Consider the following 14,117-nt stretch of genomic DNA (forward strand, 5'->3'; position numbering starts at 1 on the left):
TAATTGCTTTTTTTAAGCATTTCAAAAGTTCGCCGACTTGATTGCTCCTGATGAGTTCATTGGGGGCTTAATTTTTTAATAATAGAGAAATTCTTAATTTCTCCAAGAGAATGTTACCTTCTCAAAATTCTATATTAGAATAAAGTAAATATTAACTTTCTTTAAGAGATGTTGAGCCCAATTTTAATATTTGATGTGGCTTTAGTTGCCTGGTCACTTCACTTAATGCAAGAAGCAGTTGACCAACAAGAATTCTCCTTAATGCTAGCAGGAACTTTAGTAGCCATGTCTGCCGCGGCAATGCTAGTGGTCTATTTTCTGATGGGGAACTGTTTAAACTATCTGATTCAACTTCATTAGATTTTCTAAAAAAGAATTAGAACAAACCCATAAATTTGAATGTGAAAAACAAAATACAAACAGAATAAAAAATTTTTTATTTTCTCTTCTCACAAAAGTTGATTGCATCACATACACTTCATATTTGATTATAGTGTTGCACTTCAATATAAATAACTAAAAAAAACTTCTAAAATTTCTCCTAGTAGGGTGTGATCGTTGAAATCAAATTTCAAGAATTTTAAATAGGCCTTAGACTAAATAATCTCCAATAATCAAAATTTGATCCCGATGAAATTGCCCGATCAACGATGGCAAGTTGCTATTCCTAATCCCGAACAAGTCAGACAACTGATAAAGACAACGGGACTACCACCCTTAATTGCCCAGGTTATCATTAATCGGGGTATTGAGACTCCAGATGCTACCGCAATCTACCTCAATCCTGAAGCCCAAACTCTTCCTTTGCCCTTAGAGGAATTCCCTGATTTAGAAATCAGTGTGAAATTGTTAAAAAATGCGATCGCCACAAAGAAAAAAATCGCTATTTGTGGTGACTATGATGCTGACGGGATGACTAGTACTGCCCTGTTATTACGTGTTTTAACCCACTTGGGTGCTGATGTTTACTATAAAATCCCCAGTCGGATGAAAGATGGTTATGGCATTAATGAACGTATTGTAGAAGCTTTTGCTCATGAAGGAGTAGGGTTGATAATAACAGTTGACAATGGCATTACAGCTTATGAACCGATTGAACAAGCAGTAAAATTAGGGTTAAGTGTTATTATCACCGATCACCATAATCTCCCTAAAAAATTACCCCCAGCCGATGCAATTCTTAATCCTAAATTACTTCGAGAAACTTCTCCCTATCGTGGATTGGCAGGAGTTGGAGTAGCATATATTTTAGCTGTAACAATAGCTGAAGATTTTAGGTTACTCAAGGATTTAGTAGACCCATTATTAGAACTATTCACGTTAGGAACTATAGCAGATTTAGTACCCCTCATTGGGGTCAACCGACGTTGGCTGAAACGGGGTTTACGGAAGCTTCCTCAGTCAAAATTAGCAGGAGTTCAAGCGCTTATGCAAGTTACCGGAATTAGTGAAGAACAAAAACAACTTAAACCCGATGATATTGGCTTTCGGTTAGGACCAAGAATTAACGCAGTCGGACGCATTGGTGAGCCTCAAATAGCAATTGAGTTGTTAACTACTGATGATTATAAAATCGCATTAGAAAGAGCGATGCAGTGTGAACAAATTAACAGCGAACGTAAAGCCATATGTGAACAAATTGAATTAGAAGCCATTCATTTAGTAGAAAATACTCCAATCCTTTGGAAACGTGACCGTATTTTAGTTGTGATTAAATCTCAATGGCATCATGGGGTTATTGGCATTGTGGCTTCCCGTTTAGTGGAACGCTACGGGGTCCCTGTTTTTATCGGAACCTATGAAGAAAACTCTAGTAAGATTAGAGGGTCTGCACGAGGTATTAAAGAATTTAATGTAGTTGAAGGATTAGATTTTTGTCAAGATATATTGGAAAAATATGGAGGACATAAAGCCGCAGGGGGATTTAGTTTATCAGCTAGTAAATTAGAGACTTTTAAACAAAAATTAAGTTTTTTTGCCCATCAATGCTTACTAACTAAACACCTCAAACCTTTAGTAATGATTGATGCTCAGGCTAATTTAAAAGAATTAACTTCCAATTTATATCAGTCCATTGATCAACTACAACCTTGGGGTATTGGAAATCCCACTCCCATTTTTTGGACTCCTAACATTTATATTATTGAACAAAAAATAGTAGGCAAAAATCATATTAAGTTGGGAATTTCTCAAAATAATTATAACCAAGTAGAGATGGAGGCAATCGTTTGGCGTTGGGGTAAGTATTTTCCCTTACCTAAACGAGTTGACATTGCCTATAAACTAACAGAAAATTACTGGAATGGTAATTCTAAAATTGAATTAGAAGTTGTAGGAATACGATTACCATTATTCCCTTTATCTACTTCTGATTTTAAGCTAGAAATTTTTCAATATCAAGGACGAAACTATCAATGTAGTTTTTCTAAAAACGAGAAAGAATTAAGAATTAGAAATGATAAAGGAAAAGTGTTAGCAGTGAAAAGAGGACAACAACAAGGATTATTAGGAACAACGCGAGAAAATTCTCAGAAAGTCGATATTACTCAGCCCCGTTACTTTAATTTAATTAAAACAGCTATGGAGGTTTTAAACTTATGAACCCTCAATCTACCCCAATCCATTCAGTTAAGTTACTCAATTTTTATTTCCTATCATTCAGATTGCAGAACAAAAATACACAGATAATTAATTATTAATCAATCAATTAGGTTTTTAGATTGATTAATAATTAATTATATTAAAAAAAGGTAAAGAAAAAGCTTTCAAATATAAATTTACTGGCTACTATAGATAGTAGTAGGTCTTGTTTAAATTTGCACAAAAGCTAGTTAATTAAAGAATTAAAACATAAAAAAGCTAAATTTTGAAGGCAAGTAAAATTGTCTGAGTTAGAATTCCTAATTAACTACTCTAACCAGTTGTCGTCTTTGCAGTTTACTTAAGAATATTGTTACCTGTTAAACTATGTTAAGAGAGGTTGACCCTGTGACCATAACTTTTAATGATGCCAACGTAAAAGCTGCTTTAGCTGCCATTGAATCTGATGGGGCAACCCTGGATGAAAAAATTGAAATGTTAATTGAAATGGCTACAGGGCTGCAAAAAAGGATTAAAAGTTCCCAACAACTCGAAGATGCTGTTTTTCTTTACCATAGGGGCTTAGAATTATGTTCTCCTGACTACCCCTTATTGCAAGCAAGATGTTTATCGGGAATGGGAACTGCATTGCGAACAATTCCTGCAGAAGGGGAAAGTCGACTTTTAGAAGCAAAAACCGCTTATGAAACCGCCCTTCCTCTGCTCGAAAAATATGCATCTTCGGAAGAAGTCGCTGAGGTACATATGAACATAGGAGTTGTGCTACAAGGGTTGGTACCCTTCGGCAAAGCAACCATGCAAGATGCTATAAAAGCTTATCAAAAAGCGGCCAAAGTGTTCATTGGAGAGAATTATCCTCAAGAATTTTCCATATTACAAAATAACATTGCGATCGCTTATCTTTCAACACCTCTAGCTCTGGACGGAGAAGAAATGCGTCAAGCTATTGCGATTCAGTCTTTTGAGGCGGCCTTGAAATGGGTGACGCTAACCGATCATCCCAGCGAATATGCTATGCTAAAGAATAATCTTGCCAACGCTCTGCAGTCTTTTCCGAGTACTCATCCAATAGAAAATAACTTGAAAGCTCTAGCTGCATACGATGAGGCATTAAAAGTTCGTACTCCCCAAAATACTCCTATTGAATGGGCTAACACCATGTCAAATAAGGCGAACGTTTTGTTTAATTTACCTGATGATGTTGAACACCCTGAAAAGGGTAATCAAAATAATCTGATGGAAGCTAAAACTTGTTATCAAAAAGCTCAAGAAGTATTTAGTCAATACGGACAATGGGAACAAGTAGAGATCGTAAAAAAAGCTTTACAGGATATAGAAGTGCGATTTGGAAGCTAATGATTTAATTAATTAAAGGAGCGCAATTGAAATGACCGAAATTCTAGGTGACTTAGGAACAAATCCGACCCTTCATAATTTTTTTGTGAATCTAATGATGGGAGAAATAACCATAGCAACAGGCTTGCTATGGTTAGTAGTAGCTACTATTATTTCTGTTATCAGTGGAGCTATCGGTGGAGTGTTGTTAGCAGGGAAGGATATTGGCTATCAACTGTCTGCCATGATGGGGAGTTTATTAGGTCCTGCTGGGGTTATTCCAGTTGTTGCCATTGGACTTGTTCTATTGAGATTAGTGTAGGAGTTACAGATAATGTTAAAACTGACCTGGTATTCTGTAAAATTATTTTTTAAAGGGAAATTGATCCGTGACCTTAGACATTTTTACCAACAACTTGCTTTTGGGTTTGTTATCGGACTGTTGTTGTTAGTTGGACTAGGTAAAATGGAAATTAATTTAGCTTTTGCTATTGCAATATCTAGTATAGTGACGGGGATGCTTATGCCTTTTTTGCTTAAAGATATAAAAATGCAGTGATTGCTCGTATAGAGTGCTTCAAACTCTATAGTGACTAGTCATTAACTATTCACTATAGAGTTTTTGCTGTTGATTATAAATCAATCTACTTCTACATCAAGACAAGTAAAGACCTTAGAAAGCCTAGTAAAAAAATTAGTCCCTGTGAACAAGTAATATCCCAATGGGATAACAATCACCTTTTGATTGTTGAAAGGTTAAAAAGTGCAGTTAAAAAATTATATAAAGAAAGGTTAACTTGTCTAGTTAGTAGTCTTAAACAAGAATTAATCGGTATATTGCCCCATGCAGTTGAGGATAAAATTGTTTATGGATTATTACGTTATCATCAATTAATTAATTCTCCCAACTCCGCCTTTAAAAGAACGTTTTCAACAAGCATTAGGAACTATTCGAGCAGGATTGAAAGGTCATAACAGGGAGGTAGAATTGCCGGCTATTGAACCACCTAATAGTGTCAAAGTTCAACTGGTTGGGACTTGTAAGAAGTATCCAGCTTCTACCCTAATCTTGAAATAAGGAGTTGAACAGGCGATAAAGAGCTTTTATCGTAAAATTACGAAAGTCTTATCAGTTGATAACTATGCAATTATTAGTAATAATAACAGCTATTATCGAAAGATTAAAGTTGATTTAAACCAGACAAGGTGAGCAAATAATTGGGTATGGTAATAGTTGCAATCATTTAGCAATGCCATTAGACACTGAAAAAGTTGAAGATGCTATTTTAACTTGCCCATATCATGGGTTTTAAATATTGCTTAGCTACGGGACAATGTTTAACGGCACCTGGAATGTCTCTGGAAGCTTATTCCGTTAAATAATATAGAGATCGTGTACTAGTTAGAGCTTTTTTGAAGAAATGACATTAATTGTTCAGAAAAAGATTAACTTTGATTGTACATAAGAGAAGTTGACCTTTTTCTGAACAATTAATGTTTGAGATTATGCCGAACTAATGATGCAGAACTAATCAGTAAACTATCAAGTTTATAAGTTTTTAGGATTTAAAATCGACATAATTTCTAATTATATAAGCTTTCCTTTGAATCAACTTTAATTCATCGTTAATATCTTCTACTTTTTTAAAAGTTATTTTTCAGTAAAGATCGATAATATTTATTTTGAATAAAATGCTTGATTGTTCTCCATTTCTTATTTGCTAGAGGTATTATTTTTAATATATATTAATTATTTTTGCAGTTTTAATACCTAAGTTTACTATTTATTAATAAGCTCTCTAGATTTTTTTAAAATTGATGTTAAAAACATTTTCTAATCAAAATATATTGTCTCTTAATTCAAGACTGAAAGAATATTTTTTGACTAGTATTTTAAGGAATTTAAGTTTTAATTTTAAAATTTTTTTCTGGCTATCTGGTTAAGCCTAAACTAGTTTTATTAGATTAAATCTATCTGCTACTACTTCAGCCTATGGTATTAATTCACTCAGAATCTTCTCGTCAAGGTTCCAAAAATATGTACTAAACTTTTTAATTTCGGTCAAAACTTTTTACTCAAAGTCTCTAGTTGTATTATATTTTTTAATGTTCCTATTTTTATACTTTCTACGCTCACTCTTTTATCTAAATAAACTAACACTACATAGTAACTTACCTTTTATTTAATCACAGCAATTTCATAAACTACCAACCGTTTCAATATTTGAATTTTTCTATCTGTAAGTTTTGAATAAAATCCTTGAGTAGTGTTTATATTTAATTTTCACTTATTTCGCTCATTTTGACTATATTCTCACTGTCACCATTTAACAACTCTTCAATAAATTTTGTCTTGAACTGTTATTATAAATATTTATTTAGAATTTTTAACTGTATGTTTTCTTCCCTAATAGATAGCTTAGTTTTTCTTTTAATTTATTTCCACATTGATTATATTTCATGTGGCGACGATCTATTAATTGTTAGAAAACTTTCTCTGAAAGAAAGTTTTCTAACAATTAATCCATGATTTTAATGAAATTTGCTATTTCTTATATTTTTTTGTGAATAGAATTAATGGATAATAATAATTTCAGAAAGATTCATTATTTTTTTGATAAAACTAAGCTTAATAATTGATATTTTAAATATAAATCTTGTAAAAAGTTTGGTCTTAATAAGATTTAATTTAAATATTTTTTTTGAAAAACTACTTATAAAGTAATTAATGATCATGTTTAAAATTAGAACGATAAGATATTTTTTTTAAAACTACTTAAATTATTTGTTTAAGAAATAAAGTTAGCTTGACAATAATAGATAAAGATGATTAAAATTCCACAATTTTTATAGTATAGTGATTGAAATTAGAGTTAGTAATTTATACTTTCGGTTCAACCCGAGCGCAGAAAATACAAAGATACCTGTAACTTTTTCGGTTTCCTAATAAACTTTAATAGCTTAAAGATACATAGGACCTCTATTAATGAGAGTTTGCTTGACATTAACCCATTTTTTCTCTTTGTCTACCAAATTCTTCATAGTAAAAAAAGGAACTTATTTCCTCCAGGTCATTGAACAGTAATGGGTCGAAAGTGAATACCGCCTGTTTCTACAAAAGTCGGTACGCTATTTTAATCAAAAGTAATTTCAACAGTGATTTATTCCAAGTCAGTAGTCTAATGAATTAGGAGCTTACTAGGAAAAAATTAAACTTTCTTGGGTTTTCTAACAGGTTTTTCTTTAACGAATATGTTCTTGGAGTTATCGACAGAAATCTTCTATCACATAAGCTATTATTATAGTGACAAGAATTGATCTCCGAGTAAATTGGGGGTATTTGTTAGCTAATCCCGCATTTATAATTTCATCATGGGTCAAATTCTGAGAGTTAAGTAAATTTACAGGTCCGTCACTACAAACTATTAACATCACCAAACACAGTTTTAGAAAGACAATAATTTAAGACACAAAGCCTTTAATCCTACCTCGTTTTGTTCATCTCAAATTAAAAATTCCTTGTCTCTATAAGTATTTTTATTAAAGAAAATAATACATAGCATTTTAGATAAGTTAGGTTAACGACATTGGAGTCTACTCTACCAAAAATTCGTAACTACTCCCCCCCTCTTCCCTTTATCATGAGAATGATTGGGAAAAAGATTCAAGGAGCAAGGATGACGCAACCAGCAAAACCACATGAAGCAAACTATTTGTATAATCAGCAAAACAGTTCACTGTCTCAACGTTTTGAAGAAATAGTGGCTATTGTCGAAACCCTAGCTTCTGATTGTAAAGGTAATACTTATGACTTGCTGTCTTTATTGCGCATTTTAGAAACTTTACACCGACAAATCCGGTCAGATATGTTTGAACCTTCTTTGCCCGATACTCGGCAGAACTTATATGAAGTTCTAAGAAACATTGAAGAAACAGGAGGTTGGCCTTATATTGAACGAATGAAACTCCAAAAATTTCTTGAGCATTGGCTTAATTCAACCTCTTCCTAAATTTTGAAAGATAGCGAGAGAAAGACTCTAAAATTAGCTCGTTAACTTCCACTGAGTGACTTATTTTTCCTTGTCTTGGCAAAGAAGTCTTTACAAGGGACAATAGACTGCAGTTACTATCTCAATTAAATCTAAGTCTTTTTTGTGGATAAAGTTCGTACTGTTTCGGATACCAAACGGGATTTCTACACCCATCACGCCCAACCCATAAACTCTATTTACCGCCGTTTTATTGAAGAGTTGTTGGTAGAGATGCACCTGCTCTCAGTTAATGTAGATTTTCGTTACGATCCCATTTATGCTCTAGGGGTTGTCACTTCTTTCGAGCGTTTTGTTCAAGGATATCGACCTCAAAAAGACAAAGACTCTATTTTTTCAGCGTTGTGTTATTCAGTTGGAGGCAATGCGGAACAATATCGACAAGAAGCTCAAACTCTCTTAACCCAGGTTAAAGGGATGTCGGTGTCAGATTTCATGAGAATTCTCAAAGCTGCTAATTCACAAGTTCCTGATGATGGAATATTAGGTGAAACTTTGCAAGCGATTGCTCAGAATTCTCAGTTCAAATATAGTCGTCTGTTTACGGTGGGTTTATATACTCTAATAATGGAACTTGATTTTGATCTAGTCGAAAATAAGGAGAAGCGCAACCAAATTTTTGGTCAAATAGCTGAAGTGCTTCATTTATCTTCAGAAAAACTCCAAAAAGACTTGGAGCTCTACCGTAGTAATCTCGATAAAATGGAACAGTTACTTGCTGTTGTTGAAGATGCCCTCGAAGCAGGACGGAAAAAACGAAAACAAGCAACACAACAAACACAGACAACTGATTCTTCCGTTAATTTAAACGATGATTCTAACGATGATTCGACTAACTCATAATAGATGGATTTGATCAAAGGTTTAGCCAGGTTTAACTGAGGAAAAGGGAAAAGGGAAGAGTTTAGAGAATTTGATTATCTTATTATCATCGGATTATCAATATAAAACTACAATTACCAGTTTAGACTTTTTACTTTTTTCTAATCCCTAATTCTTAATTTTTGATTCCCGCTATGGTTGAAACTTCCAACCGATAAAAAATTAACTTTCACCAACTGGACCTACAAATTGCTATCCTTGTTGCTCGTCCCTATTAATTACTACATAAACCTTAATCTTCTATCAAATTCTAAGAAGTAAATTAAGTTTTTCTAAAAATAAGGTCTATTTTGCAATAGTGATTTATGAGAGAGAATATTTAGGAGATTTTGCAGAACCAATTCATATTCTTTTTAATAACTTATGGATATTATCTATGGCATTAATAGGCGTTATTTTTTTACTTCAATCTGCTATGTTTGAGTTCATTTATAAGTAAAATACTTAGAAAATACACTATATTTAGTATAGTTGCATATTAGTCAGTTAAGATTATAGTCTCAACTTTAGGGAGTACATAACTATTCTTACTAAAATTCATCTCCTATTGAGATTATTCTCAACAATTAGCAAACAATTGTTAAATTTTTCTAAAAAAAATACTAACTATACTGAAGCTGGCCCTAGCTGCCAGTCAACTTCATTACAATAAACAATGATTACGCGATAAACCCGAAGACTGAAGATACAATCTTTTGGGTCAAAGGGTGTGAGGAGATTAATTAAAGATTTTATTACTCATGGATACCGCTCGAATTCCCCAGCTTAACAATCTGACCTACGGTTTACATAAATGGTTCCCAAAACTTATTTCTGACAATCAACTTTGGTTGTTTTTCATCATTCCCATTGTTGTAAGTCTTCCTTCGGTAAGTGTTTCCCAAAGTTTAGGAACTCTACCCCCTCCCCCTCCCCTTCGAGTTCCTGAAAATGCAGTTCCTAATACTTCCACTGAACCAGGTTCTGAGTTTAGTAGAAGTATTTCGGTTGATGTGGCTCCAGCCGAACCTATATCTTCTATGAATGTTCGTGAATATACCTTTCAAGCTCCTACTAGTCCTCCATCTTCTGTCCCAGTCACTCCCGTTACCCCTAGAAGCTCGGCTTCATCTTCTCAATCAAACAAGACTCCTAGTCTCTATCGGGTAGAGGTTGTTGGTAAAAACAGATTGGTTTTATCTCAGGTTCAAACCGTGGAACCTCTCGCATTTATTCGTCAAAGTGAAGGAGTCATTCATGCAGGAATATTTAAGCAATCCCAACAAGCTCAAAAACGAGTTGTTGAATTGCAGAGCAAAGGGTTATCTGCAAGCGTCGTTCGAGTTTATAAAGGTAAAGAACGAAGTAATTAGATAAGCAAAAATTTCAAATCAGCAGTCAATGCGTTGTTAAATTAGTGGTATTAGGGGTCAATGGCCATTGACTTCTACTTTTTAGCGCTCGCGTTGAGAGCCCTGCATCGTTAACTTGTATGACTTATCGAGAGAAATATCACTGAAAAAGATTAAAGTCTTAGTGGTTTTTAGTTTATCTAACAAATCATAGAAACCTCAATAAAAGACATGTTAACCTTGTTATTACTTTATTCTTGATTAGTTGGGTCGTTGCCGCAGCGATCAGGATTCCAGCTCATTTCCGTAGTGAACAAACTAAACCTATCTACGAGAGAAACTAGGTTATGAATTATTTAAAATCCCGTCTAAATCTATGGTTTATAAAGGAATCAACTACAGAAATAGTATTTTTGTATTTAAAATTGATGCCTATGGTAGTAAAAACCTATCCACTAGCTAAAACCTGTAGAGTTCAACAGCTATTAACCGCCATTAACTTTTTTAAGGGAGGATTATTATTTACCATCAATTTTGGCTAGCAACTTGATAGCTTCTTGACATAGAAGTTCATGACAGTGACCATTACTGGCCATTAATCCTCCCCACTGTTTAACATCTCCCTTGTTATAGGTTAAAGGTGTGCCATCAAAGTTAGTGAATTTTCCTCCTGCTTCTATCAAGATCAACTCAGGAGCAGCGAAGTCCCAATCTTTGGGGGCAGATTTACCAGATAAAGAAACATAAACATCAGATTTTTGTTCAAGAATAGTAGAAATCTTTCCCCCAACACTCCCCATATAGTTGCAATTTTTCAACGGTAAACTATTTATCAATTCCTGAAAACGATTATCACGATGGGTTCGACTTACCACTAAGAATAAGTCCTCCATTTGATTGCGTCCTGAAACCCGAATAGGTTTAACTGTTCCGTCAGGAGTTTCTACAAAGGTCCCCTGATCTTTTGCTGCAAAATATAGTCTTTCAGCTTCAGGAATGCAAACTACAGAAACAACAGGATGACCTTTATAAACTAGGGCAATATGTAGAGCATATTCCCCAGTCTTATCGATAAAATCTCTAGTTCCATCAAGAGGATCAATAATCCACACCCAGTCTTGAGGAATAGGATCAGTTCCTTGGTAAGTTTCTTCACTAAGATAGCCAAAACTGTCAGTATCAAAAACTTCTTGTAATTTCTCCAAAATGTAGTGGTTGGCCGCCAAATCAGCTGCAGTAACTGGTCCATCCTTTTTGTCTCCATTAACCTCTATATTTCCTTGATTTACTTCTCCTAAGTAGTAAGAGCGAAGGATTTCAGCAGCTCCCCAACCAACAGCGCGAACAACCTCCACAATTTCGTCTAAATTTTCTGTCTGTGTAGTTTCCAACATACCGTAAACTTTACTTTTTCTCATTTTTAATTGTAGGAGAATGCTGTACTTGTCTTAAAAGTTTTTGAGTTTCTTGATAAAGAAAAGAATTTCCCTGTTTTTTAAATAATTTTGCCGCCGTTTGCAGATCTCTAATAGCTCCAGGTTGATTATTTAAGACTAGACAAACTTCAGCCCGTTCGAGGTAGACTTCAGCTAATTCATTATCTAGACGTAAGGCATAGTTAAAATCAGCGATTGCTTGGGAGTAGTTATTAATTTTGGTATAAGCAATGCCTCGATTATAGTAAGCTTCTGCATCGTAAACATTAAGACGAATCACTTGAGTAAAATCGGTAATTGCCCCTTGATAATCACCTTTGATCCCTTTTTCCATACCTCGAATCAAGATTTCTTCGAGGTTATGAAAATCATTGGATTGTTGACTCAGAAAATTAACTTCTCGGAAGGGACTATAGAAAATACTGTGTCCTTGCATGAAGGGTAAAACAATCAAGATCTCAAGATAGTTAAAATAACATAAACTCATTATCATTAGGTATAAAAGACAGTTTTTTATATGCAACGTTGACTATTTATGACTTTTTAGCTCATCTAGATCTAGAAATTCTTAAAAGAGTAGACTGTTCAATCAAACTAAATTTTCCCTATGCTCCTTTCCAGGAATATTGAGCAATTTACCAAATCTCTTTTCAGTAGTTAACTGATAGAGTAGGGCTGCATTAATCTAACTAAGATACAGCAAGTATTGATTGAGTCGCGAAATCTAGATCAATAGTCTTTGAACAGATTATTGTTCAATCTATTCTACCTCAATTAATGCGACAAAATTGAAATTTCATTAGAGGTGAGTTTTTTTTTGTAGTGGCTATACTAAATTTTAGTGATATTAATGTCTAAAACAATTAAGTTAAAGTTTTAGAAAATAATGTTTCTTGGCAACAGTTAAATATCACTTAAGAGAATCACGATGAATTATATAGTAACGTCATTAATATTTTTTTCATAAATTAAGTTTTAAAAAGATTAAAATTAAAGTATATCTTTATTGCTGGCTTTTTAAACAATTAAAAAGATGGACCATTTTCTCTTTTAAGAGACTAATTTAACTAGCTTTTTTCTCTTATTTATATATTTCAGTTCATAGCAAATTTCCCCTGTATGATTATAACCATATGGACAATTTACTAAAAAAAAGCTTTATTATTTGTATGCAACTAATATTTTTTTATCTCTTGACTTAAAATTGTTTATAGTTGAAAACTACTATAAACAATTTTAAAAAATTTATGGTTGCCTTAACCTAATAGTTTGAACAACCCAAGCAGGCTATTGACTACACGTCTTATTTTTCTAGTAATCTTTACTTCAAAAAAATTCTAATTTTTCTTATTTAAATAAAGTGTAAAATTAGAAGAATTTTAAAGATGACATTGACATTAGAGTAGAAACAAGCTTTGCTAAAATTTAAGCCTATATCGACCCTAGTAAAGAAATAATACCGACTTTTTTATTTATGAATAATTAACTAATTCAGGAGATTGATAACCTCTAGAATCAAGAACTTAAATCTACTCATAAAACTATCAGTAATTAGGAATTTAATTATTTTCAGATAATGCTTTAACTTTTTATAAAGTATATTTGGAGGAAATTATCATAGTCTATATAAGGCAAAGTATATAGATAAAATAAATTTGGAAGACTATAACAGACAAAAGATTAACCATCAAAAAACTGCAGTTTATCCAAACTATCTTAGTAAATATCTTGTTTATCAACATTATTCAAAAAAATCTTGTATTCTCTTGCCATAAGAAAAACTAGGAAATAGGCTTGTTTGTAATAAGGGAATGACGTTCTCCCATTTAAAAAATAAGAAAGTGTCAACTAAAGTATATCCATAAAAAACCGCAGATGATTACAGGTTTATAAGAGTAGCTTGTCTTCCTTGCTACAAATTACAAGATCTATCTTAAAATTTGTAACAATAATTCTATCTCCTTCAGCATTAGCGGTGTTAAACTTACGTTTGCTGTGAATTTGAGAATGAAAAATGGACTTGGAATATCCCGATGATTTAAGATACTTAGACTCCCATGAATACATTCGTTTAGATGGGGAAATCGCTACTATTGGCATTAGTGCTTATGCGATTGAACAACTTGGAGATATAGTGTTTTTGGAATTACCCGAGGTAGGAGATTCGATAGAGGTTGGAGAAATTTTTGGGGCAATTGAATCAGTAAAAGCCGCTGAAGATCTCTATCCTCCAGTATCAGGGACTGTAGTAGATCGCAATGAACAGATGGTTGAAACTCCTGAACAAATCGCTGATGACCCATACGGAGATGGGTGGTTACTCAAAGTTCGGGTTGAACATCTTGATGATCACTTGGACAATACTTTATCCGCTAGTGAATATCAAGCTCAAGTAGAAGGAGAAGAATAACATTATTGATATGTTACTTTGCTACAAATGAACCAAAACAAAGGTGTTCTCTATGATGGGAACACCTTAAAAT

General features: G+C 33.4%; 13 protein-coding genes. 11 read left to right on the forward strand and 2 right to left on the reverse strand.

The window, feature by feature from the left end:
• Positions 1 to 168 precede the first annotated feature (168 nt).
• The 10 genes from P3F56_RS02045 (at position 169) to P3F56_RS02090 (ending at position 10,219) form a co-directional block, all read left to right on the forward strand.
• Entirely contained in the window at positions 169 to 360 is a 192-nt protein-coding gene (locus tag P3F56_RS02045; RefSeq protein ID WP_281153138.1) for a hypothetical protein, read from the forward strand.
• Positions 361 to 630: 270 nt separating this feature from the next.
• Positions 631 to 2,601: a single-stranded-DNA-specific exonuclease RecJ gene (recJ, locus tag P3F56_RS02050; protein WP_281153140.1), complete on the forward strand. Its 1,971-nt coding sequence runs from the start codon at positions 631 to 633 to the stop codon at positions 2,599 to 2,601.
• A 387-nt stretch (positions 2,602 to 2,988) separates the two neighbouring features.
• Positions 2,989 to 3,957 (forward strand): hypothetical protein, encoded by a 969-nt coding sequence (locus P3F56_RS02055; RefSeq protein WP_281153142.1) that lies wholly within the window; start codon positions 2,989 to 2,991, stop codon positions 3,955 to 3,957.
• Positions 3,958 to 3,988: 31 nt separating this feature from the next.
• On the forward strand, positions 3,989 to 4,258 hold the full coding sequence (locus tag P3F56_RS02060; protein WP_281153144.1) for a hypothetical protein: 270 nt from the start codon (positions 3,989 to 3,991) through the stop codon (positions 4,256 to 4,258).
• A 12-nt stretch (positions 4,259 to 4,270) separates the two neighbouring features.
• Positions 4,271 to 4,495 carry a hypothetical protein gene (locus P3F56_RS02065; RefSeq protein WP_281153146.1) on the forward strand — a complete coding sequence of 75 codons (225 nt, stop codon included), beginning with the start codon at positions 4,271 to 4,273 and terminating at the stop codon, positions 4,493 to 4,495.
• 429 nt (positions 4,496 to 4,924) lie between these two features.
• The gene (locus P3F56_RS02070) at positions 4,925 to 5,014 is read left to right on the forward strand and encodes a hypothetical protein (protein ID WP_281153682.1); all 90 of its coding nucleotides are present in this window, start codon (positions 4,925 to 4,927) and stop codon (positions 5,012 to 5,014) included.
• Positions 5,015 to 5,186: 172 nt separating this feature from the next.
• Complete coding sequence (locus tag P3F56_RS02075; RefSeq protein ID WP_281153683.1) at positions 5,187 to 5,249, forward strand: hypothetical protein; 63 nt, start codon at positions 5,187 to 5,189, stop codon at positions 5,247 to 5,249.
• 2,364 nt (positions 5,250 to 7,613) lie between these two features.
• On the forward strand, positions 7,614 to 7,946 hold the full coding sequence (locus P3F56_RS02080; protein WP_281153684.1) for a hypothetical protein: 333 nt from the start codon (positions 7,614 to 7,616) through the stop codon (positions 7,944 to 7,946).
• A gap of 144 nt (positions 7,947 to 8,090) precedes the next feature.
• Positions 8,091 to 8,828, forward strand: a complete 738-nt coding sequence (psb29, locus tag P3F56_RS02085; RefSeq protein ID WP_281153148.1) for a photosystem II biogenesis protein Psp29 — start codon at positions 8,091 to 8,093, stop codon at positions 8,826 to 8,828.
• 779 nt (positions 8,829 to 9,607) lie between these two features.
• The gene (locus P3F56_RS02090; RefSeq protein WP_281153150.1) at positions 9,608 to 10,219 is read left to right on the forward strand and encodes a hypothetical protein; all 612 of its coding nucleotides are present in this window, start codon (positions 9,608 to 9,610) and stop codon (positions 10,217 to 10,219) included.
• 497 nt (positions 10,220 to 10,716) lie between these two features.
• Here the strand turns inward: P3F56_RS02090 and P3F56_RS02095 are convergent, their stop codons facing one another.
• A complete protein-coding gene (locus P3F56_RS02095; protein WP_281153685.1) occupies positions 10,717 to 11,592 on the reverse strand; it encodes a 3'(2'),5'-bisphosphate nucleotidase CysQ family protein in 876 nt (291 codons plus the stop codon).
• A gap of 10 nt (positions 11,593 to 11,602) precedes the next feature.
• Complete coding sequence (locus tag P3F56_RS02100) at positions 11,603 to 12,121, reverse strand: tetratricopeptide repeat protein (RefSeq protein WP_281153152.1); 519 nt, start codon at positions 12,119 to 12,121, stop codon at positions 11,603 to 11,605.
• Between the two features lie 1,527 nt (positions 12,122 to 13,648).
• Between P3F56_RS02100 and gcvH the strand changes: the two genes are divergently transcribed.
• Positions 13,649 to 14,044, forward strand: a complete 396-nt coding sequence (gene gcvH, locus P3F56_RS02105; RefSeq protein ID WP_281153154.1) for a glycine cleavage system protein GcvH — start codon at positions 13,649 to 13,651, stop codon at positions 14,042 to 14,044.
• The last annotated feature ends 73 nt before the right edge of the window (positions 14,045 to 14,117 follow it).

The organism is cyanobacterium endosymbiont of Epithemia clementina EcSB, from assembly GCF_029919255.1.
Taxonomy (GTDB): domain Bacteria; phylum Cyanobacteriota; class Cyanobacteriia; order Cyanobacteriales; family Microcystaceae; genus Rippkaea.